The 25,273-nt window shown below is 37.0% G+C and carries 12 protein-coding genes; 5 read left to right on the top strand and 7 right to left on the bottom strand.

Annotation, left to right across the window (positions count from 1 at the left end; genetic code table 11):
• Positions 1 to 98: 98 nt before the first annotated feature.
• The 4 genes from KO509_RS00270 to KO509_RS00255 all read right to left on the bottom strand — a co-directional run bounded on the left by KO509_RS00270 (position 99) and on the right by KO509_RS00255 (position 5,267).
• Positions 99 to 1,004, bottom strand: coding sequence for a fructose bisphosphate aldolase (locus tag KO509_RS00270; protein ID WP_252727308.1), 906 nt, complete (start codon positions 1,002 to 1,004; stop codon positions 99 to 101).
• Between the two features lie 203 nt (positions 1,005 to 1,207).
• Positions 1,208 to 2,386, bottom strand: coding sequence for a phosphoglycerate kinase (locus KO509_RS00265; RefSeq protein WP_215971283.1), 1,179 nt, complete (start codon positions 2,384 to 2,386; stop codon positions 1,208 to 1,210).
• 41 nt (positions 2,387 to 2,427) lie between these two features.
• Positions 2,428 to 3,351, bottom strand: coding sequence for a recombination-associated protein RdgC (rdgC, locus tag KO509_RS00260; RefSeq protein WP_215971282.1), 924 nt, complete (start codon positions 3,349 to 3,351; stop codon positions 2,428 to 2,430).
• Positions 3,352 to 3,521: 170 nt separating this feature from the next.
• Positions 3,522 to 5,267 (bottom strand): HAMP domain-containing sensor histidine kinase, encoded by a 1,746-nt coding sequence (locus KO509_RS00255; RefSeq protein ID WP_215971281.1) that lies wholly within the window; start codon positions 5,265 to 5,267, stop codon positions 3,522 to 3,524.
• 255 nt (positions 5,268 to 5,522) lie between these two features.
• Between KO509_RS00255 and KO509_RS00250 the strand changes: the two genes are divergently transcribed.
• The 3 genes from KO509_RS00250 (at position 5,523) to phoR (ending at position 8,585) form a co-directional block, all read left to right on the top strand.
• On the top strand, positions 5,523 to 6,446 hold the full coding sequence (locus KO509_RS00250) for a porin (protein ID WP_215971280.1): 924 nt from the start codon (positions 5,523 to 5,525) through the stop codon (positions 6,444 to 6,446).
• Between the two features lie 340 nt (positions 6,447 to 6,786).
• The gene (gene phoB / locus KO509_RS00245) at positions 6,787 to 7,494 is read left to right on the top strand and encodes a phosphate regulon transcriptional regulator PhoB (RefSeq protein ID WP_215971279.1); all 708 of its coding nucleotides are present in this window, start codon (positions 6,787 to 6,789) and stop codon (positions 7,492 to 7,494) included.
• A gap of 50 nt (positions 7,495 to 7,544) precedes the next feature.
• Positions 7,545 to 8,585 carry a phosphate regulon sensor histidine kinase PhoR gene (gene phoR, locus KO509_RS00240; RefSeq protein WP_215971278.1) on the top strand — a complete coding sequence of 347 codons (1,041 nt, stop codon included), beginning with the start codon at positions 7,545 to 7,547 and terminating at the stop codon, positions 8,583 to 8,585.
• A 575-nt stretch (positions 8,586 to 9,160) separates the two neighbouring features.
• On the opposite strand, the gene lysA is transcribed toward phoR, so the two are convergent.
• From lysA to KO509_RS00225, 3 genes are all read right to left on the bottom strand, one after another.
• Positions 9,161 to 10,432 (bottom strand): diaminopimelate decarboxylase, encoded by a 1,272-nt coding sequence (gene lysA / locus KO509_RS00235; protein ID WP_215971277.1) that lies wholly within the window; start codon positions 10,430 to 10,432, stop codon positions 9,161 to 9,163.
• 70 nt (positions 10,433 to 10,502) lie between these two features.
• Complete coding sequence (locus KO509_RS00230; RefSeq protein ID WP_215971276.1) at positions 10,503 to 11,324, bottom strand: hypothetical protein; 822 nt, start codon at positions 11,322 to 11,324, stop codon at positions 10,503 to 10,505.
• 8 nt (positions 11,325 to 11,332) lie between these two features.
• Positions 11,333 to 12,397, bottom strand: coding sequence for an LD-carboxypeptidase (locus KO509_RS00225; protein WP_215971275.1), 1,065 nt, complete (start codon positions 12,395 to 12,397; stop codon positions 11,333 to 11,335).
• Between the two features lie 391 nt (positions 12,398 to 12,788).
• Here KO509_RS00225 and KO509_RS00220 point away from each other — a divergent pair, with 391 nt between their 5' ends.
• Both KO509_RS00220 and KO509_RS00215 read left to right on the top strand, forming a co-directional pair.
• Positions 12,789 to 21,140, top strand: coding sequence for an SdrD B-like domain-containing protein (locus tag KO509_RS00220; protein ID WP_215971274.1), 8,352 nt, complete (start codon positions 12,789 to 12,791; stop codon positions 21,138 to 21,140).
• On the top strand, positions 21,133 to 25,227 hold the full coding sequence (locus KO509_RS00215; protein ID WP_215971273.1) for an OmpA family protein: 4,095 nt from the start codon (positions 21,133 to 21,135) through the stop codon (positions 25,225 to 25,227). The genes KO509_RS00220 and KO509_RS00215 overlap by 8 nt, the downstream gene beginning before the upstream one ends.
• Positions 25,228 to 25,273: the final 46 nt, after the last annotated feature.

Raw genomic sequence — 25,273 nt, 5'->3', positions numbered from 1 at the left:
TGAAAAATAAGTGATATTAGCTGATTGTTATTAATAAGTATGAAAGTTAACCATACCGTTAGATAGGGTTAACTTACTTGGACTTATGAAGAGTTATATTAGGTTTTTGAAGCGTTATAAATACTTTCTATGGCGGTATTTAATATTGCTGTAAATTCTTCTTCTGATTGCTTAGCACTAAGGCCTTGCGTTAACGCACGAGAAAAGCTTGCGATCATTTTAGGATTAGCGGCAACTTTCTTATTGGCTTGTTCTCGATCATAACCACCTGATAATGCAACTACTTTAATGGTGTTTTTATGGTTAATACAGCTATCATAAAAATTGTCGGTGTTAGGTAATGTTAATTTGAGCATGACTTTTTTATCGTCAGGTAACTTATCTAGTTGGTTAAGTAATGCTGATTTAAGTAACGCTTCGGCTGATGATTTTTCAGGGCTGTTAATATCAATTTCAGGCTCTATTATTGGAGTTAGGCCTTTTGCTAATATTTGTTTTGCAATCTCAAACTGTTGGGCAACAACATCATTAATGCCTTGTTGGTTAGCTAATTTAATAACAGAGCGCATTTTTGTTCCAAACACCCCTTGAGAAACCGCTTTATCCAGTAATGAATCTAGCTCTGGCATGGCTTTCATTAACTGCACATCATTTTTCTCTTCACAAAGTCCTTTATCTACTTTTAGAAAAGGAACAACTTGTTTTTCTTCCCACAAGTATTGCGCTGAAGGCTTACCTGAAAACTCTCTATCTAACGTATTTTCGAATAATATAGCGCCCAAAATACGTGTGCCGGTAAAAGCAGGGTTAGTGACGATACGAGTGCGCATTTTATGCACTAAGTCATACATTTGTTCATCATTAGAGAATTCATTTTCCTCTATGCCGTATAAAGCTAAAGCTTTTGGTGTACTACCGCCACTTTGATCAAGCGCGGCGATAAATCCATGTTCTGTGATAACCTTTGTAAGCATTGATGCCATACTTGAAGCATTTAAAGCCATATAATTCTCCTTCAGGTTTGAGCTTCATTTTGCTTTAAGCTCTGTTAGTTGGGGTGCGTTAACTTACTCATTTTTTGTATAGACTGTTGAGTATAGTTGATTGTATTCATTCTTTAAAAATTAGGCTTAATTGTTAAAGAATGAATACAAGTAGCAAACTTCACTGTAAATAAACTGTGTGGAAGTTCGCTACTTGAAAATGTCTATTGCTCTTTAGCTCTTTGTTCTAGAATTTCTACAGCTGGTAATTTTTTGCCTTCTAAAAACTCTAAAAAGGCACCACCACCAGTAGAAATATAAGAAACTCTATCTTTAATATTATATTTATCTACAGCGGCTAATGTGTCACCGCCACCTGCAATTGAAAAAGCAAAGCTATCAGCTATCGCGTTAGAAATAACTTCTGTACCTTTAGCAAATGCATCAATTTCAAATACGCCAACAGGACCATTCCATAAAATAGTACCGGCTGTTTTTATTATTTCAGCAACTTTAGCTGAAGTTGCTGGGCCGTAATCGATAATATCATCTTGTGCATCAACGTCTGATGATGATTTTATTTCTGTTACTGAATCATGTTTCCAATCGCTAAAACCATCACGAGTAACGGTTACATCATCAGCAAATACAATTTCTGTTTGCTTACAAAGGCGTTGAGCCTCAGGAATTAAGTCAGGTTCATATAGTGATTTACCTACTTCTTTGCCCGCAGCAGCAACAAATGTATTTGAAATACCGCCACCAACAACTATTGTGTCGGCGATTTTTGATAACGCATCTAAGACAGTTAATTTAGTTGATACTTTTGAACCACCTACAATCGCAACCAATGGGCGAGCAGGGTTGTCAATAGCTTTAGCTAAGGCAGCTAATTCATTAACTAATAATGGACCTCCACAAGCAATAGGAGCATATTTAGCAACACCATGAGTACTTGCTTGCGCACGATGTGCTGTACCAAAAGCATCCATTACAAATACATCACAAAGGTTTGCTAATTGTTTAGCGAGAACGTCATCATTTTCTTTTTCGCCTTTATTAAAACGAACATTTTCAAAAATAACAAGTTCTCCTGATGCTACATCAACGCCTGATAAATAATCTTTTACCAAGCGCACAGGGTAGTTAATAGCACCAGCTAAATAGTCAGCAACAGGTTTAAGTGAGTATTTATCTTCAAACTCTCCTTCAGTAGGTCGGCCAAGGTGTGACATAACCATCACTTTAGCGCCTGCCTCTAAGGCCTGAATTATTGTTGGTAATGCGGCTTGTAAACGAGCATCAGAGGTAATTACTCCATCTTGAACCGGCACGTTCAAATCTTCACGTATTAAAACGCGTTTATCTGTAAGTTCCACATCTGCCATTTTGATAATTGTCATTTCTACTCCAAATAAATAATAATCTTGTTAACTAACACAAGTTAGTCGTTCTCTAATAAGTCTGTTGTTTTCAATGAAAATTCTGCAAGTAAATCGTGAATGAATCGATTTAATTCTCCTGCCATTAGTGAAAAGTCTGCGTCAAGCTTAGCAACAATATCATCGCTGTCGATATCGTCATTTTGTTCTTGAATCACGTCAAAAAACTTTATACGTTTAATAGATAAATCATCACAAAGTATAAATGATAATGATTCATCCCATTCAAGAGCCACTTTTACCATATATTTATCAGCATCTAAGTGAGACTTTATTTCGTCGCTGTCTAAATCTTGATTTTTTACTCTGATGACAGCACCATCGTCACCTAGTGCATTAAATTCAGCTTCCATACCTAATTGAAACTTAGGGCCTAAATCTTTTTTTACCAACCAATCTGTCATTGTTTCGTCAGCTTGGACGTCCGGCTCTAATGTAGTGACAGGTAGTGTGCCTAATACTTTACGGAGTAAGGCAAGTAAATCTTCTGCTTTACCGCGAGCACTTGCATTAATAACGATAATGTTATCTTTAGGACTAATGTAGGCGTGAGTATCTGAAATACGAGAAAAAGCGCGAGGTAATAATTCGAAAACAATATCTTCTTTAAATTGTTCTTTTTCTTTTTTTGTTGCCCCGCGACCTTGCTCCTGCTCAAGCAAAGCGACTTTTTCTTCTATCATATCTTTGATCACAGGGGCAGGTAATATCTTTTCTTCTTTTCGTGCACATATTAAAAAATTTCCATTCGCACTATGTACACTGGTATCACCATGTTTTCCTAAGGCATTCACCCAGCCAAAGTGTGATACTTCTGTTGAGCCACAAGGAGTGAAAAGGTGTTCACTCAGGTGTTTTTCTAAATCTTCCTCTGAATGTTCAAATGGACGAGTAAAGGCGAAAAAATATAGGTTCTTAAACCACATAAAAGGATCCTAGCTTGGGTGCTCACCTAATGTATACGGAGTGAGGCTGATTTTTAAAAAAGCCATATTACCTGAAAAAAAGCAGTGGATCATTAGCATTCAATAAAACTTATGTCTAAGCAAGTTTAAAAATTATATTTTCACTGGCAGCTAAGTGAGGTAAGTGTCGGTTATGTACGCATATCTGGTATTTCTATATGGTAACTCAGGCCTTTATTTATTTCACTATGCGCGGTAATTGTGCCATTTAAGGTATCTGTTACTAAGTTTTTAATAATATGAGTTCCTAATCCTGTTCCGCCTTTATTCGATTTTGTTGTATAAAATGCATCAAATAATTTTTCCTTGGTTTCTTCGCTAAGGCCATGCCCATTATCTTTATAGTCAATTAGTAATTTATGATGATAATACTTCACATCAATAGTTATTTGTCCACGGTTGATTTGCTCAAAACCATGAATGATAGAGTTAATTATTAAGTTGATTAGTATTTGGGCAATAGCGCCAGGATGACTACATATGTCAATATTCTCATCACAATCTACTTTAATGGAATGACTCGTTTTCTTCAATTTAGGGTGTATAGATTGGATAATTTCATCAATATAATTAGAAACATTTATTAAACGAATTTTGTCTCTCGTTTGATCGGTAGCTATATGTTTAAAGCTTGTGACTAATTCAGAGGCTCTATGAAGGTTGTTATTTAATAGTTTGGTACTATTTAAAGCATTTTGGATAAAGCTTTCGATACTTTTTCTTGATATTTTGTTTTCATCTAGGCTCTGTTGTAAATGAGATATTTGCTCAGATAAGTAACTTGAAGAGGTAATACTAATACCAATAGGCGTGATTACTTCATGAGATATTTCGGCGGAAAGCTCACCAAGTGATGCCATTTTCTCCGCTTCTAATAATCTTTCTTTAGCTTTATTTAATTCTTTAATTGAATGAATTAAATCTTTATTCGTGGTTGTTAGTGTTTTTTCTGTTTTGCTGTGACGTAGGTTTTCTTCTTGTAAGGTTTTCTTTTGCTCTCGTAACTCTTTTTGCTGCACTTCCATTTTTAGCATAGTGCTGCTTAATGAAGATGTTTTTCTGGCAACTTCTTGTTCAAGTAAAAGATTGTTTTCGTCAATTTGTTCTTTAGCTTTATCTGTTTCTAATTGGGATTGTGCTAACTTCTCTTTGAATTCTACTAGTTCATTGATTAAATTGTTGTAGGCATCCTCAAGCACATTTAATTCATTTTTTTCATAATTCATTGAATGAAGTTTAGAGGCTTCAGGATCATCTAAGTCTATCTGGCTAATTTGTCGTGTTAACTCTTTCAGCGGCGTGGTTAATAGCTTATTAAAGGCCAAGGTGAATAGAAATACTAGAAATGCCGTTTTAACAATAGCATTACCAATAAGAAAATAGAGGCCAACTTCAATTCGGCTAAATATTACAGCGTTGCTAGATAATAAGGTAACACGGCCTACAGAGGTTGTTCGGCCAGAAAATTCGAACACAAGAGGAAATGAGTGACCAAATAAGCCTTCGGTAACCGAACTTATGCCTTCAGAGGCATCATCTAATGCCATATTACGAATACTGGATTTTTCAGGAGAAATAACTTCGCCTAATTGGGTAATTATATTGTTTGATTCATCAGTAACTGTAATCCCTTTAATCATAGGAATGGCAACAAGCCCTTCTGAAATATCAATAACTTGTTGATTGTTTAATTCCCAAACGGCTCGGGTCAAGCTACCACTAATGGTTTTCTCTAAGGTAAGCAGCTCACTATTGATATGATTTTTAGTGTTAAAATACTCGGCAATAATTTGAATGCCTGTAACACCCACTGTTAATATAAAGTAAAAGGAGAGCACTCTGGTTAGCAATTTTCGAGATAGGCTCTTAACTTTCATATAATTTTATTTCATTTGTTAGATTGTCATATTAATGACTTTAACGACTTTTATTGAAAGGATAAAGTTTTTTACATAAATATTATGAATTTGGTTGAAGTTACCGAGGTTATCTAAATTAGGTTAGTGAATTATCTTGTCATATTTTTGTAATATAAAGTGATTGTGGCCTTATAATGTCATATTATGTAATAAAAATGATAGATATATAGCCTAAAAAGACAGGAATCTTTTTTAGGCTGAAAAGGCATATAGATGAAATTAATAAGAAGTACCCTTGGCTTAATGTTGTGTTCAGTTGGTATCAGCTCGGCTTATGCCGCTAATGTTGATATTTATGGTCGAGCAAATGTCTCAGTACAATCTTCTGATGATGGTGAAGGCCGCTATAGCGAACTTAAAAGTAATGCTTCTCGTATAGGTTTTAAAGGTAGTCATGATTTGAATGACGACCTAGAAGTTGTCTATCAAGCTGAGTTTCAGATAGATATTGATGGTGATGCCGATGATACTTTTACTGCACGTAATCAGTTTATCGGTTTAAAAGGCTCTTTTGGTGAAGTGTTACTTGGTAAAAACGATTCTATATTGAAACAATCTCAAGGTAAAACTGATTTATTTAGTGACTTAAATGGTGATATTAAAACACTTTGGGCGGGTGAAAATCGTTTGAGTGATACTGTTACTTATAAGTCCCCTAAATTTAATGGTTTCCAATTAGGTGTAACCTATATGTTGGAGGATTCAGTAGATAGTGAAGACGCACTATCTATCGGGGCTTTTTATGGTGATAAAAACCTGAAAAAATCTCAGCTATATGCAGCAATCGCTTATGATGCTGAGGTTAAAGGTTTTGATACGTTCAGAGCGACGGTACAAACTAAAATTTCAGATGTTATTGTAGGGTTGGTAATTCAAAATCAAGAGGATATTGATACCGGTGCTGAAATGGATGGCGTGATGATTTCAGCTAAATATACTATTGGTGCTTCAACGCTTAAAGGTCAATATCAGATGGCTGATTATAAAGGGAGTGAGAAGAATTCTGGCCTAACTGCTGGCATTGATTATAAGCTAGCAAGTAATACGAAACTTTATGCTTTTTATACAAGGTTTGAGCTGAAAACTGAAAATCAGGATGCTGATTATTTAGGTGTGGGTATTCAATATGACTTTTAATGTCAACTTTATATAAGATTAGCGTTGTATTTTAGAGGGCGTGTGTAAGTTATCAGGGGGATATTCTTTTAGGGAGTCATGACCGTTTGATAAGATATTAACATTATGCATGAACAGTCATTAACGGATGGATATTTACAGTAGTTTTTCATAAAAAAGTCGCATTGCGGCTTTTTTTGTTTTTTAAGTGAGTATTTAAGTAGATAAAACGTACTAAGTGGTTACTTAAGGTAAGTAATTAAGTATTTCACTTAGTTTATTGTCACAAAAGTGTCATTTTTGTTGTGCATAATAGCAACATTGAAAATTACGTGACGTAAATATATTTTAAGGTATATGTATGAGTGGTTACATTTTAGTTGTTGAAGATGAAACTCCAATCAGGGAAATGATCACCTTTGTTTTAGAACAAAATGGTTTTAACTCGGTCGAAGCTGTTGATATAAAAGAAGCGAAAGAAAAAATTGTTGAGCCATACCCTGATCTAATTTTACTTGATTGGATGTTACCTGGCGGAAGTGGTGTCAAGTTAGCTAAAGAATTAAAACAAGGAGAATATAGTCGTAATATTCCTATTATCATGCTGACCGCTCGTGCTGATGAAGATGATAAAGTGAAAGGCCTTGATGCAGGTGTTGATGACTATGTTACTAAACCTTTTTCACCTAAAGAATTGATTGCCCGTATTAAAGCCGTAATTAGACGTGTGTCTCCGACATTACTAGCTGAAAAAGTAGAGTTTCATGGTTTAAAGTTAGATCCTGTATCTCATCATGTCACTATCAATGAAGATGCCTTAGATTTGGGACCAACAGAGTTTCGATTATTGCATTTCTTTATGACTCATACAGAACGTGTTTATTCACGCGAACAACTGCTGGATAATGTCTGGGGAACCAATGTTTATGTTGAAGATAGAACCGTTGATGTTCATATCCGACGTTTAAGAAAAGCTATTTCAGGCGCGGGCCATGAAGATTTTATTCAAACTGTCCGTGGTGCAGGTTACCGCTTTTCGGGTAAAACAGTCCAAAAGTCTAAAAACTAAATATTGTTGTCAAACAATATGATTAATAACCAACATAGCAAGTATAAATAATGCAAACTCATTTAAATATTGAAGATAAGTCAGACTTTCGTTTTCACTCAGGAATAGAGGCTTTACCTGATGCAGCGCTTATCTTATCTAACGATTTATTAATTGTTTCGGGTAATAAAAAGGCACAGCGTTTACTGGGTGTTAATTTTCCTGATGACATTGGTAAGCATATTGAGCAGTTACTTATTGATCCTGTATTGTCAGAATATTTATCCCAAGATAATTTTGAATCACCTTGTTTAATTACTTCACCTATTAATGATGAGCTACAACTTGAAATATCAGTAATGTCTTTTGGTGGGGAACGTGTTTTTTTAATGTCTCGTGCTATTGCTAAATATCACCGTATGAAAAAAATGCGACGCGAGTTTGTAGCTAATGTGTCTCATGAACTTAAAACGCCACTCACGGTTGTTCGTGGTTACGTTGAAATGATTCAGGAAACTGAATATGCGTTAGACTCCCATTGGCAAAAAGTATTTTGTACCATTGAGGGGCAGGTATCTCGAATGGAGCGCTTGGTTGAACAATTACTGAGTTTGTCTAAAGTAGAAAATAATCGTGATGATGATGCGATGAAGCCTGTTGATATGCCAAGCCTTATCGAAAATCTTGTTGAAGATGCAAAGTGGCTAAATCAAATAAAACAGCATGAAATTCGTACTAATATTACCCATGGTATCGGTATTTATGGTATTGAAACTGAATTGAAAAGTGCGTGTACCAATTTAATTTCTAATGCCATTGCTTATACTCAACCTCACGGCACTATTGAAATTAGTTGGCAAAAAAATGGCGATAAAATGATATTTAGCGTCAAAGATAATGGCGATGGTATTAAATCTGAACAATTAAATCGATTAACAGAACGTTTTTATCGTATTGATAAGTCTCGCTCTCGCGATACCGGAGGCTCAGGACTAGGGTTAGCAATAGTTAAACATGTATTACTTCACCATAAAGCTGAATTAGTGATTACCAGCAAATGGGGAGAAGGCAGCGAGTTCTCTATTTATTTTGATGAAAGTTCAACCCATTAGTTAGTTTAAATTTAAAGAGTAACAACTGCTTTTTAAAATACACCTTGTATATCCTGCTCAGGCGACTGAAGTCGCCCCTACAAACGCCCCTACAAAAACGCCCATATAGAAAACGTCCAACGAAAGAATTAATTATCATCACCGTAGGGGCGAATTTATTCGCCCGATAAAGAATAAACCCTACGAAGGAGTTGAATATAATTATCGTAGAGGCGAATTTATTCGCCTAATACAGAAAACGACCTACGAAGGAATTGATTATTATCACCGCAGAGGCGAATTTATTCGTCTAATAATGGGATATAACATAATACAGCGTTATCGGCGTTTATTGTGCTCAGGCGACTGAAGTCGCCCCTACAAAAACGTCCTACGAAGGAGTTGATTATCATCACCGTAGGGGCTAATTTATTCGCCCGATAAAGAATAAACCCTACGAAGGAGTTGAATATAATTATCGTAGAGGCGAATTTATTCGGCTAATAATGAGAATAACATAATACAGCGTTATTGATGTGTATTGTGAACAGGCGACTGAAGTCGCCCCTACAAACGCCTCTACAAATGCCCGGACATTATTTTAATAACCAATTAGGAATTATATCTTGAGCAATAACTTCTTCATAACTTAAACGCGATTTAATCACTGCGAATTGTTTATCATTAACCATGATTTCAGGTGCGTTGAGGCGAGTGTTATAGGTTGAAGACATAACAGTACCATAGGCGCCACAGCTTAAAATACCAATGAGATCACCTGCTTTTGCAGTCGGTAACTCTCTATTTTTCGAGAAGGTGTCGCCAGTCTCACAAACCGGACCAACAATATCGTAATGGGAGGTTTCTGTTATAGCATTACTAATTGGTTTTATTTGATGATAAGCATCATACATACTTGGTCTAACAAGGTCATTCATACCAGCATCTAAAATTAAAAACTGTCGCTCTTCCCCTTTTTTAACATAAACAACACTTGATACAAGTACACCTGCATTCCCAACAATTGACCTGCCTGGTTCAATAATTATTTTACAATCTAAATGGCTAAGGCAATGTTTAACTATGGTTGCATAAGCATTTTTGTCAGGTTCAATCTCATCTTCACTGTAATCTATGCCTAAACCGCCACCAATATCAATAATAGAGATTTTATGTCCATCAGCTTTTAACACAGTAACAAATTCTGCAACCTTATTGAACGCTTCTTCGAAAGGTACTAGATCTATTAATTGAGAGCCAATATGCACATCGACACCCTGAACGATGATATTTGGTAATGAAGCAGCATAGCGATAAACCTCTCTCGCTTTAGCTATTGGAATACCAAACTTGTTTTCTGATTTTCCGGTGGTTATTTTTTCATGTGTTTTAGCACAAACATTAGGGTTTACTCTAAGTGAAATCGCAGGAGACTTATTTTTTCTAGCGGCTATTTGACTAATTAATAATAACTCAGGCTCAGACTCAACGTTAAACTGAAAAATATCATTATCCAGGGCCAAGGATATTTCAGCTTCAGTTTTAGCTACACCTGAAAAGACAATTTTATTAGCAGGTATACCGGCACTTAATGCTCTTCTTATTTCACCTTCGGAAACCACATCAGCCCCAGCACCTAAGTCGGACAGTGTTTTTAATATTGCTTGATTAGAATTTGCTTTTACCGCATAACATATCATTGTATCTAAATCGCTGAAGGCGGCTTCGTATTCTAAGTAAGCAGCCTTAATGGCAGAATAAGAATAACAATAAAAAGGTGTAGGAATGTCCTTAGCTATGGACTCTACCGACACATTTTCTATATGCATTTGATTGTCGATGTACGAAATGTGAGGTTTTATTTTCATAAATAATTCATTATTGATTTTAATATGAGAATAATATATTTCTTTTTAGGTTGGTAAGCAAGGGATACTATTATTCATTATTTTCTTCTAGTAATGAAAAGACAAAATCAACCATTTCAGTTTGTACTGATAGGTGATCTTCACCAAAACCATTATTGACTCTTTCTGCTTCCACATTGATATAACGATAGCCTTTCATTTCAGCATACACAGATAACGAACCATCGTCTTCTGATGGATCGTAAGCGACTTGTGGGTTTTGCAATACGGCATTCCATCCATGTTCTTTTGCTGCTTCAAAGTCTTTTCTATCGGTCATGAAATATAAGTCATCTTCATCATAGGAGCCATGAGATACATCAATTAAATAGTTAGCCCCGCTAGAAAATTTTTTTTGATAACGAATAATAGAGACATCACCAACACCATTTTTACCGTCATTTTCATAACCATTAGTGTTGTTATGCATAGCAACTAATGCCGTTGGCTTTTGGTTTCCGTTTAGCGCTTTGAGTACAAATTTGCTGAGATTTTCCGCTAATTGCTCGGTTTTATTAACCAAGTTTTTTTGTTCAGCAATAGTTGGATTTAATTTTTTTATACTTTCTATGCGTCCATGTGACGTAAAGATACGGTTGGGATCTATTTTTACTTTTGTGCCGTCAATATTTAAAGTAATAAGGCGTTTACCATCTTGCCTTAAAATAATAAACACCCCACCTTTATCAACGACTTGCTTAGCAACATATTGATTGGCAACAAACTCTGTTTCGTGTGGAGCAAAAAAGACCCAGTCTTTAGTTGAATGGGGATCACCAACAACTTCTAAATAAATATCAGATTGTTGGGGGAAAACTAGCGCTTGAGATAATACGAATAGTAAATTATGCATAAAGTACTCTAGCTAACTGCTGTTTCAGTTAATATTAATCGCTTGTTGGTTGCATCAAGTTTTGCCATAGCGCCAACAGGTATTGTCGATATATCATCAATATGCCCGATCATTAGGCCTTTTAATACTGGAATATTTAAATCGCCTAAACGCTCTTTAATTACTTCTTCGATACTTAATGAGTTTCCTGTTGCGGTGCAATCGGTACATTTACCAAAAACAATACCAGCGAGCTTATCTAATCGACCAGAGATTTTTAAGTGCGTTAACATACCATCAACGCGATAGGGCGCTTCCTCGACATCTTCTAAAAATAAAATTTTATCGGTGTAATCTGGTTCAAAAGGGGTGCCTATTAATTTCACCATCAAAGAAAGATTTCCGCCAATAAGTTGCCCATGTGCGACCCCTTTATTGATTAATGTTAGCCTATTGTCTTTTTCCGCTTGGCCTTCTTTTGCTTCAAAAAGAGGTGGTGTTCCAAGGTCTATATTCGCTTTGGGAGTAAATAATACATCTTTAAAACTTTTTAAGGTGTATTCAGTGAAATTTTGTTTGGCAATAGGTCCATGAAAAGTCACTAAACCGGTACGAGCATGAATTGCATTTAATAGTGCTGTTATATCACTGTATCCGATAAGTGCTTTGGGATTTTTTGCGATAAGATCATAATCTAAATAGGGCAAGATTTGAGGAGATCCGTAGCCACCTCGTAGACAAAAAATACCATCAACATTTTTGTCTTTGAACATGTTATTAACATCCCAAGCACGATTTTTATCACTACCTGCAAGATATCCTTTACGCTCAAAAATATATTTGCCCTGTTTTACTTTGAAACCAAAAGATTTAAGTACATCAATGGCGAAATGAATTTCCTCATCTTCCCATGTGTTACTGCTAGGAGTAATTAAACCTATGGTATCTCCTGCTTTTAAACGCTTAGGTTTTATTTGAGAGTGAGCATTAGCGCTAGTGTTTGATGTTGTCTTAGCGTTGCTAATATTAGGTAGCAAACTGGTAGCAATAGCAGAGCCTATTATTGCTCTTATAAAGTTTCGTCTTTGAGTCATGATTATTCCTACTTTTTTAACTTAATAATAAAATAGTATCACATAGAAAATAAATTATTACAGGGTTTTTATTTTTTTTGAATTTTATATTGCTGGAAATTTAAAAAGAAGTGATTCTATTTATTTTAACTACTACAGTATTTTATTTAACTTTCTGTTTTTATAGGTTTTAATTATGTGTTTTTATAGTATTAATAATTTAATTTTATAAAAAAATAAACTTATATGTGACTTTTTTATTGTTTTAACCGTTGTGGGTTTATCAGAGGATAAATTATTACTCTGAGATTTTTGTCCTACATAGACTTGATTTTATTAAAAAATTTCAAGTGGTTTATGAGTCGTTATTAAACGTTATTCATTGATGATTAATATAATAAAAAAGGAAGTTATGAAAAATTCATATTATTTAGTTTTTTTTATTGCACTTTTTAGCGCCAATATTTTTGCTGCTGATGTGCTTGTATCAACACTAGAAGATACTCCAGATCCCGCGCCTCGTGGTGGGGAAATCAATTATGCTGTTAAGGTGAGTAACAATGCCAGTGATACAGCAAATGATGTAACCTTGGTTTTTCCTTTACCAGCAACGACCACTTTTGTATCAGTTGATAATGGTAGCTGTGTTCATGATTTAGCTACACCCGGTACAGTAAATTGTGCTTTTGGTACTTTGGCAGGCTTGGCTGATATCGATGTAAATATCGTTATTAAGACGAGTGCTAGTACAGGAGCAGATATAGCGGTTACCGCAACAGCGGGAACTTCGTCTAGTGATATTAATTCTGGAAATAATAGCTCAACTCAAAATACCACTATTGATAATGGTGCAGATCTCAGTTTAACAATGAGTGATAGCGCTGACCCTGTTATTGCTGGCGGTGAATTTTATTACACATTAATTGTTAATAATGCCGGACCTAATGATGCTGAAGATATTAAAGTGATTAATACTTTACCTAACGGCGTTAGTTATGTTTCATACAGCGGCTCGGGATGGAGCTGTGGTAGTGCAAGTCAGTTAGTCACATGTACCCGAAACTCTTTGATTAATGGTACCAATGCTCCTGCGATTATTATTAATACCAAGGTTGAAGGAGCTATTACAGGTACTATTACTAACAGCGCTACTGTCTCAACTGAATCATTAACGACTAAAGACCCTATTGATAATAACAATACGACAACAGAAAACACTGTCATTAATCCCGGTACTGATCTCAGTATTACTAAAACAGTCGCATCGCCAATTATTGGCGGTGAAACCGTTACATTTACTTTATCTCCTCGCAATAATGGTCCATTTGATGCCAGTAATATAACGGTTGTTGATACCTTACCGAGTGATTTTACGTTTATAAGTGCTATCGGCACCGGTTGGAGTTGTTCTGGCACCGCTGGTACTGCTAACCCGGTAACATGTACTCGAACTTCTTATGCTGTCGGTACAACTGATAATATTATTATTACAACTAATGTCCCTCCCACAGGAGTAAATGTTGTTAATAGCGTCGTGATTGATGCTGATAATGATGATCCTATTGCAAGTAATAATACTGACTCAGTCACGTTTGATGTTGTTGCTGATGGCGCTGATTTAGAAATTTTTAAAACTAAAGGACCAAATCCTGTCGCACAAGGCTCTAATATGACCAGTACTCTGCGAGTCAAAAACAATGGACCTAGAACCACTACAGGTATCGTGACAATCGTTGACATCCTAGATGTGAATGAAAGCTATGTTTCTTCTTCTGGAACAAACTGGACTTGTGCTGTTACAGGATCTGGCCCTGAAGTAGTTACCTGTGAATATAGTAATCAATTATCAAATGGAAATTTTTCAACTTATTTATCTATAGTAACAACCGCAAATGCTGCAGGTACGTTAACTAACAATGCTTGTGCTACAGATGAAGATAATGGTACAACATTAGGCCAAGATGACCCTGTTGATCATAATCACTGTACTGGTGCAGGAGTAGAAAGTACGACTTTAATTGCTGACTTAGGTATTACTAAAAGTGTTAGCACAACCAGCGGTACAAATGATGTACTAGAAACAACGGAAAGCCAAGCAACTTATACATTAACAGTAACTAACTATGGTCCGAATACACTGAGTGGAACGGATAATGATGCCGTAGTAGTGACGGATGATATTCCTGGTTATTTATCAAATATTATTAGTGCTTCGCCTAATGAAACACCAATAGTAGTGACTGATAATTCAAGTAAATTCGATTGTACCGTCATTAATGGCACAGTGCGTTGTGAATTGAAAAATGGTTCTACTATGGCCATGAGTGATGTTTCAATTTTTACCATTACGGTTGATCGACCTTTAGCTGATGGCCTTTTGACGAATACTGCAGAAGTGGATTCCGCTGTATTAGGTGATAATAACCCAAATAACAATAGTGCCAGTATCAATTTAACGGTAGATCCTATTGCTGATGTTGAGATGACAGCATTAACTATTAACCCCAACCCAGCAAAAGCGGGTACAGATGTTACCAAGGTACTTACTTTTAGAAATAATGGCCCATCACAAGCCGAAGGCGTTGTGGTAACCCATACTTTTGATCCTGATGCTGGTTTTACTTACGATCTAATTTCAGCGGTTTCTACACAGGGTAGCTGTGATCCGCTTAGTGGTAATGTGCTCACGTGTACTATCGGTACTTTAAATCGTAATGAAACTCATACTATTACACTCAATGTACGACCAAGTTGGGAAAATACTAACTCAGATTGGACATTAGGTAATGCTTCTGAAATTAAGACGACAACAGTAGAGAGCGATCTGACTAATAATGATAAAAGTAATAATTTAATCATTAAATCAGCAGAGTTAGATTTACTCATCAATACCACGGATGTCGAAGACCCTATAAGCTGGACTCCAACTCCTGCCGCATTCCCAGCAACGACTGATAACGTTATTCGTTATAAAATGGAAATTACCAATCGTGGTCCTTCTGTCGCTACTAGTGTCTATTTTGACGCCATATTGGCACCTGAAGCTGGTAAACAATTTACTTTTTTATGTGATGATGCAAGTAATAGTAGCTGTATTGGCGCTACTGCAATTTGTGATAATGTAGGAAGCTCGGTAACGGGTGCTACTACCATGACAATGCATTGTGAATTACCCGCAACTACTCAGTTAGAGGCTAATGATACATACACGCGTTATTTATTCTTTAAGGCTGATACTCAACCTAAGCCAACAGGCGATACCGTCACTATTACTCCAACAGTCGGCTCTAATGAAACCGATACTAATTTAGGTAATAATACAGAAGATGAAAGTACCTCGTTACGGATTCAACTCGATTTAACGGTTGATATTACGCCGTCTAAAACCTCGGTCACTGTATATGAACCTTTTAATTGGACCATGATAGTGGCTAATGATGGTCCTGGGGATAGTGCAGATTCAGAACTAACTAATAATTTACCTGCAGGCATGGAATTAACTGGACCACCGGTTCCTGCTCAGGGTAGTTGTACTGGAGCGGCTAATGATACAAGTTTTGTTTGTGATTTGGAGACCATCAATAATGGTGGCAATGTAATAATTGACGTGCCAGTCCGCTTTATTACTTATCCTCCAGGTGGAACGAGTACCAATACAGCGACTATTACCACCGCCGGTTTCGATTCTGATAGCACTAATAATACTGATAGTGACATAGTGCTGGTTACAAAATCGTCTATTGCTGGTCAGGTTTATGCAGACTTTAATGATGATGGGATAGTAGATGGTAATGAAGAAGGTATTGCCGGGGTTACACTTAACTTAAGTGGTACCGATCTTTATGGGAACATTGTTAATTTAAGCGAAACCACGGATGTCGATGGTAATTATTTATTTGATAACCTTATTCCTAGCAATGCTGCTGGTTATAATATTAGTGAAGTTCAGCCTAGTAGTTTTGATGACGGTTTAGATAATGCTTCAGGAAGTTTGGTTACTAATAGTCGTAGCACAGACAACATCAACGGTATTGATTTAATTGCCGATACCAATTTAGAAAACTATAACTTTGGTGAATTATATAAAGGTAGCTTAAGTGGTTTTGTTTTTGGAGATATGGATCAAAATGGCCTTAAAGATATTGGTGATAACGGGATTGCAGGTGTTACGTTAACTTTAACGGGTACTTCTAGTAATGGAGAAACACTTAATCTAGTACAACAAACCGATGCTGATGGTAAGTATCTTTTTACCAACTTACCACCAAGTAATGCTACGGGTTATATAGTCACAGAAACACATCCTACTAATTATCTTGATGGTCAAGAAAGTATCAATGGTGTTGTACAGGCAAATAGTGAGAGTAGTGATAGTTTAACTGCTATTCAAATAACCCTAACGAGTCAACTTGAAAATTATAATTTTGGAGAATGGTCAACGGCTTCAATTTCGGGTTATGTTTTTGTTGATGACAATAATAATGGTCAATACTCTATCAATAAACGGGCTTTAGCTGGGGTTGAATTAACGTTATCAGGTAAAAATATTTCTGATATTGCAGTAACACGAACCACCACAACCGATGCCAATGGTTTTTATTATTTTGGTCTATTAGATGCGAGCGATAGTAATGGTTATCAAATTACTGAAACACAGCCCGCTGATTATAACGATGGTTTAGATAGTATATCTGGCGTTGTTATAACCAGTAGCCGTGGTAGCGATATATTAACGGGCCTTAAATTAATTGCGAACCAAGAGCTTACCAACAATAACTTTGGTGAAGTCTATAAAGGTCAATTAAGTGGTTTTGTTTTTATTGATGCTAACCAAGATAGCCTTAAAAATAATAATGAAACAGGGATCGCTAATGTTGAAATGACATTGGTTGGTACGAGTTTATATGGAGAGACGATAAACCTAGTTCAGAAAACAAATGCTAATGGTTATTATCTCTTTACCCAATTACCACCAAGTAACGCATCTGGTTATCGCTTAATAGAAACGCATCCTGCTGACTATCTTGATAATAAAGAGAGTATTGCCGGTATCGTCGTTGCTAATAGTGAAGCGAGTGATACCTTAGACGCTATTCAAATTAACTTAAACAGTAAGCTAGATAATTATAATTTTGCTGAGTGGGCTATTGCGGCTATTACGGGTACTGTTTTTGTTGATGCTGATGCTGATGGTATTTATTTAGCTAATTCAAAAGATGAAGTAGGTATAGCAAACGTTAGTCTTACTTTAACTGGTAAAGATAATGTTGGTGCAGTTGTCGAGCGTCATACAACGACAGATGCAAATGGCTTATACCTATTTGATTTATTACAACCTAGTGATGAGAACGGCTATCAAATTAGTGAAGTACAGCCAAAAGATTATATCGATGGCTTAGACAGTATTGCAGGGGTAATTGTTGCAAACAGTCTTGCTTCAGATAATTTGACTGGCTTAGTGCTAAAAGCAAAGGTGACGTTATCAAACAATAATTTTGGTGAGTTATATCAAGGTAGTTTAAGTGGTGTTGTTTTTGTTGATAACAATAAAAATGGTCTTAAAGATACCACTGAAAGTGGCTTAGCTAATGTTGAATTAACATTAACGGGTACCAGTAAAAACGGACAAGTGATCAATTTAGTTCAACAGACTGATGCCGATGGTCAATATCACTTTACGCAATTACCACCAAGTGATGCTGCTGGCTATAGCTTGATAGAAACGCATCCAACTGAATATCTTGATGGCCAAGAAAGTATTGCTGGTGTGATTGTTCCTAATAGTCAAGGTAGCGATATAATCACGAACATTAAAATCACATTAACCAGTAAGTTAGAAGCGTATAATTTTGCTGAATGGCCAATTGCTTCTATTGCCGGTGTTGTTTTTATTGATGCTAATGCCGATGGCCTTTATACAGCCAGTGAAACAGGTATTGCCAATGTCAACCTTACCTTAACAGGCAAAGATCACTTAGGTAGTAGTGTTTCTCGTACTGTAAAAACGGATGACGAGGGGAGATATTTATTTGACTCATTAGACCCGAGTGATGTCAACGGTTATCAAATTAGTGAAGCACAGCCTACTGAATACTTAGATGGCGCAGAAAGTATTGGCCAGCAAATTATTGCTGATAGTTATCAAACTGATAGCATTATTGACATACAACTTGCATCAAACACACAGCTTGAAAACTATAACTTTGCCGAGTTAGAAGGTGCGTCACTCAGTGGTGAGGTTTGGGTTGATGAAAATGATAATGGTGAACGTGATGAAAACGAATTACTAACGATTGCGGATGTCACTATCACATTAACAGGCCTTGAATCTTGGCAAGAAGATGAAAATGTTGAATATACTCAAGTAACCGATAGTGAAGGTAAGTATAACTTTGTCGGATTACGTGCAGGCACTTATGTTCTTAGCCAAACACAGCCTGCAGCATGGCACGATGGTAAGGAGCACCTCGGTAGTCTAGAGGGCGAAGTTAGCAATGATCAATTTAGTAATATTATCATTGTTGCTGGTAATAACGGCGTAGATTATAACTTTGGCGAACGAGGTAGCCTATTAAGCGGCAGAGTATTTAATGATCAAAACCGAGACGGTAACCGTTCAGAAACTGAGCCGGGTATTCCAAATGTTGTTATACAGCTTGAAGGTATCGATCTTGATGGTCATCCGGTGGTTCGCAGTGTATTAACTGGGGTTGATGGTCGTTATACCTTTGAACATTTACCATTACCTAATAGCCAAGGTTATCTGGTAACGGAAACACAGCCAAGTGATGTAGATGATGGACTAGACAGTATTGGTAGTCATGGTGGTGAGTTACACAATGATTCATTCAGCGAGATTATTTTTACTGAACATATTAGTCATCTTACTGACTATGATTTTGGCGAGTTACTTAGAGACCCCGCTAGTATCAGCGGCTTGGTATGGTTAGATAGTAACCACAACCGTGATGAAGATGAAGGTAATGGTCTTGAAGGTTGGACCGTTCAGCTTATTGATACACGAGATAATCCTAAAAATAATCAAGATATCACACCTATTGCGGTCGTAAAAACAGACAGTAATGGTCGTTATTTATTTGAAGGTTTATCACCGGGTGTTTATGAAGTGCGTTTTATGCACGAACAAAATGGTGCCATTTATGGTTATGGTGTTTCCGATGAAGCAGGTGTTGATTTATCTTTTGGTACTATTCGTAACATCACCTTAGAGGTTGGTGAGGATATTGAAAATCAAAACCTACCGATTGATCCGTCAGGCATTGTTTATGACAGTAAAACTCGAGAGCCTGTTGCGGGTGCTACTGTTCGTTTTGAAGGGCCTGCAGGCTTTGATCCAGAACGTGATTTAGTTGGTGGTTTAGATAATGTAGAACAAATCACCGGGGCAGATGGTGTTTATCAATTTCTAATTTTTAATTCTGCACCTAAAGGGGTTTACACCCTTGTCGTAACCGAACCAACGGGTTATTTACCCGGAGTATCTAGAGTATTGTTAGCGTGTACTAATACTGTCGACGTGCTTGCATCGCCAAATCCAGCGTTGGTACAACGTCAAGATAGTCCTCCTGCATTGAGTGCTAGTGTTCAAGATCCTGAAACTTGTGGTGCTACATCGGCAGATTTTTCCGACGGAGACGAAGGAACACAGTATTACTTAACTTTCAATATTGACCCGTTATTACCATCAGGCAATATTATTAATAATCATATTCCTGTTGATCCTATTGATAATGAAATGCTGGGTGTCATTAAAACGACTAACGTGAAAAATGCTTCTCGTGGTGATTTTGTTCCTTACTCTATTGTTGTCACGAATAATCAAAACTTTAGTTTGAGTCAGCTTAGTGTCATTGATCAATTGCCGCCAGGATTCAAATATGTTGAAGGCTCTGCGACTATTGACGGCGAGAAAGTTGAGCCACTTGTTACTGAACGCCAACTTATTTGGTCTGATTTAGATTTCACCCCAAATCAACAGTATCAAATTGATCTTATTACTATTATTGGAGCTGGTGTTGGCGAAGGAGAGTATGTCAATCAGGCATGGGGTGGATATTTACAAAGTCAATTAGTTGTTACTAATATTGCTGACGCGACCGTACGTATTGTGCCAGATCCGTTATTTGATTGTTCAGATATTATCGGAAAGGTATTTGATGACTTAAATGCTAATGGTTACCAAGACAAGGATGAAGCTGGCATACCCGCAGTACGTTTAGCTACGGCAAAGGGGTTAGTAGTTACTACCGATGAACAGGGTCGTTATCACATCGCTTGCGCTGGTGTACCGAATGAAATGCGCGGATCTAATTTTATTCTTAAAATTGATGAACGTACTTTACCGTCAGGTTTTAGAATCACGACTGAAAACCCAAGAGTTGTTCGTTTAACGCGCGGTAAAATGGTAAAAGCTAACTTTGGTGCGACCATTCACCGTGTTGTGCGTATTCAGCTAAGTGCTGGTGCTTTTGAAGGAGATAAGTTGAATGATGAGTCTCAACAACAATTGCAATCAGCGATTAAAGCGCTGCACTTTAAACCATCGATTTTACGTTTAGCTTATGCCAAGCATGATGAAAGTGATGACTTGATAGAACGCCGCCTAACTTTATTACGCGAAAGTAGTGAAGAGTTATGGCAAGAGTGTGACTGTCAATATGAACTGATTATTGAACAAGAAATATATCAGGATGAGGGAAATATTAACGATGTTGTTAATGTAAGGAGAGCTGGCAATGAGTAATTTAATGGTGCGTCGCAGTTTACTAGCTAGTTCAATCGCGCTTGCTATATCTACCACAATACCTGTTGTTGCTGAGCAGTTTTGTGAAGAATCCAGTGTTTGTACTTCACGTGATTCCGCCGGTCGTGTTAGTGAAGACAACAGTCAAGTACTTGTTAAAAAACAAGAGAATACAGAGAAAAATTTAGCGAGTGCATCTTGGGTTTTCCTTGGCTTGCCTGATGTACCCAATAATAGTCAGGCAACTCTTGCGCTTGAACCAAAAACGTTAGAGATGGAAAACTTACCTCAAGTTAGTTTTTCTTCAGGAAAACATGCACTGTCCAATGAATTAACATCAGTGTTTGATCAGGCTATTGAAAGCTTGAAAGGAAAGAAAAATGTACGATTACATTTTGTTGGTCATGCTGATAGCCAAGCATTAAGTACCAGAAGTCATAAAATTTATGAAAGCAATGTAGCGTTATCAATAGCTAGAGCCAAGGTAGTCGCTGAGTATTTTCAACAAAAATTGTTATTGGCTGATACCGCGATAACTATTGAAGGTAAAGGGAGTAATGAACCACTCACGTCTAATTTAACCGAAAAAGATAGAGCTCAAAATCGTCGAGTAGAATTAAATGCTTGGTTTGATGATGAGGTTGTTATACCTGAACCTATGATGTCGATGATGCGCAATGATGTTTGTCAGTTTACTAGTACAGAGGCTCGTCCTTTAGTGATTAGTATTGATGGGCAAGTATTGAACGACATAGAGCAAAGTAGTAATGCAGATCATCAACGCTGTACTGATGTTGCCTTGGATCAAGCTGATATTAAGTTACAGTATGATAATTTATCAATAAAACCAGCATTAAATATGACACCTGTGCTGCAAGAGATTGATGAACATTGGCAAATATATTGGCAAGGTTATAGCAATTATCTTAATTTTATTGATAAAGCAGAGGTACGTGTATTTAGTAATAGGCAATCATCTCAGGCTGATCCTGTTGCGATCATTTCACTTAATAAAGCACTTCAAGCTCAGTGGGCACTGCCTGATACGCCATTGGCTGAATATCATTACTTATTAAGAGTCTATGATAGTGAAGGCAATTTTGATGAAACACAACTCTCGGCTATGCCTACAAGTACACCTCTACGTCCTGATTTACCTGTAAATCAAGCAACATTAAGTGGCTATGGCGAGAGTCGACTTGTATTGCAAAATATCCCGTTAAGTGGTGGAACGTTAACGGTTAATGGCGAAAAAGTGCCAGCTGAACATCACGTTTACTTTTTAGGTCAGCAAGTACCTGTTAACGAACAAGGTGAATTTGTAAATCAACAAATAATACCTTCTGGGCAATTCAATGCGGAAGTGGCAGTACTTAATAAAGATGGTAATGGGGAACTATTTCAACGTCATCTTGAATTGAAAAAAGAGGATTGGTTCTATGTTGGCTTAGCTGATATAACCCTAGGTAAAAACTCTACCAATGGTGCGGCTAAACTTTTGACTCAGGACGATGCCTTTGATGATGACCTATTCATTGATGGACGTCTTGCCTTTTACGCAAAAGGTAAGTGGCGTGATAAATACACCATCACTACCAGCATTGATTCAACGGAAGAGCCGTTAGAAGATTTATTTTCTAATTTTGACAAGAAAGACCCAAGTAGTTTATTACGACGGTTAGAAGAAGAAAACCATTATGCAGTTTATGGCGATGATTCAACACTTGTTGATGACGCGCCTACGCAAGGTCGTTTCTATGCCAAGATAAACGATTATAAATCTCATTTAATGTGGGGTAATTTTATCTCTGATATAAATGAGACAGAATTTTCTCGTATTGAGCGCGGACTCTACGGTGCTAGTCTAGATTGGAATGGTGAAAAATTAACGGAATTTGGCGAGCGTACTACGCAAGTTGATTTATTTGCTGCTGAAGCAGGTACTAATGCCGCTTACGAAGAATTCCGTGGAACAGGCGGTTCATTGTACTATTTGGGCAATCAAGATATTAGCCAGGGCTCAGAACGTTTATCCATTGAAATACGTGATAAAGATTCTGGTTTAGTGTTAAGTTCACAGCCTTTAGTTGCGGGTGTTGATTACGATATTAATGCGATTCAAGGACGAGTTTTATTAACAACACCATTATCTTCTATTAGCCAAGATGATCAAACGGTTAGAACAGGTGGTTTATCTGGTCATTCGGCCTATTTAGTGGTTAATTATGAATATACACCGGGTTTTGATGAGTTAGATGACTTAGCGCTTGGCGGACGAATAAGCCATTGGGTTAATGATAGCTGGAAAATAGGCTTTAGTGGCAGTAAGCAAGATATGGGGATTGAAGACCACAAGTTACAAGGTCTTGATTTAACCTATCGTCACTCTGCTCAAACTTATATTAAATTAGAAGGCGCTCAAACCGAAGGGCAAGGTGTTACAAGTATTAGCTCCAATAATGGTGGCTATCACTTTGGCGACTTAACTGCGCCAGTCGCAACTGATGATAAAGCTCAGGCGTTGCGCGTCGAATCTGCATTTCTTTTTAAAGATTTAGGTTTGGACAATAATGGACGAGGAAATATCTATTGGCAAAACCGTGATGCAGATTTTTCAGGCGTTGGTCAATTTAGTCAATATGATACTGAGCAAGCGGGTATTCAAATCAATCTACCTGTGGGGGAAGACACTGCAGCGAGTTTGAAAGTTGACTCGAGAGACGAGCAGGGCGGTATAGATAAATTTAGTGCCGAGCTAAACTTACGTCACGATCTTGATCAACAATGGGCTATTAGTGCCGGTTTACGCGCAGAAAATAGTGAGGCTACGACAGAAGCTCAGCAACAAAATATAGGTAAACGAACCGATTTAGCGGTACAGGTTGACTATCAACATGATGCTAATTGGGGGCTACTCGCTTTTGTACAAGGAACGTTAACGCACGACGAAAGTAAATTAGCGAATAACCGTGTGGGTCTTGGTGGTAATTATCAAATATCTAAAAACATTAAGTTAAATGGTGAAGTCTCGGGTGGTAATCAAGGATTAGGTGCCTTAATAGGTACTGATTATCAGTATGATGATGCCAGTAATATTTATTTAAATTATGCACTGGATCCTGACCGAACTGATAACGGTTTAGGTGGCCGAAATGGGCAGCTCGTTAGTGGTATTCGTCATCGCTATAGTGATACCGTGAATGTTTATGGTGAAGAGCGCTATCAACATGGAGATAATCGTGTTGGTTTAACACATGCTTACGGTATTGAGTATTTGCCAAGTGAACGTTGGTTGCTAGGACTCAGCTTAGAGAACGGTACGCAAGAAGAGCCTGGACGCCCATCGTTGGAGCGTAATGCTGTGGTAGTAAATGCCAATTACGCGACAACAGATTTTAAATATGGTGGTGCGTTAGAGTATCGAAATGACAAACAAGCGTTGGAAGAGCGTGACTCTTATTTAGTTAGAAATAACCTTTCTTATAAAGTGAATCCTGATTGGCGAGCGCAATTACGTATTGATTTTGCTATTAGTAATTCGAGTATCGATGAAAGTTTAAATAGTGATTATAGCGAAGCGCTTTTAGGTTTTGCTTATCGACCTGTTACCAACGATAGATTTAATGCTTTGCTAACTTATAACTACTTATATGATTTAGCACCTGCAGAACAATTTACTGCCAGTTATCAGCAGAATGATTATCAACAACGCAGTCATGTTGCGGCCATTGATATGAACTACGATTTAACCGCCCGTTGGACTATCGGTGGTAAAATAGCTCATCGTAAAGGTGAAATTCGAGCAGGTAGAGAAGCTGGAGAATGGTTCGATAGTTCATCTAGCCTATATGTTGCCAGAATTGATTGGCATGTTATTAGACATTGGGATTTCTTAATTGAAGGACGTATGCTTGAAGTCAGTGAAGCTGACGATAAGCGTAGCGGTATGTTGGTTGCTTTGCATCGTCATATCGGTCAACACTTTAAAGTAGGTGTTGGTTATAACTTTACCGATTTTAGTGATGATTTAACTGATTTAAATTACGATTCAAAAGGTTGGTTTATTAACTTAGTCGGTAAGTTCTAAACAATAAAACCAACTTAAATCACATTACTTTTGTATATTTAAACTC

This window comes from Colwellia sp. C2M11, from assembly GCF_018860915.1.
Lineage (GTDB): Bacteria > Pseudomonadota > Gammaproteobacteria > Enterobacterales > Alteromonadaceae > Colwellia.
The sequence above is the reverse complement of the archived record's forward strand: the minus strand, read 5'-3'. Positions and strand labels throughout refer to the sequence as shown.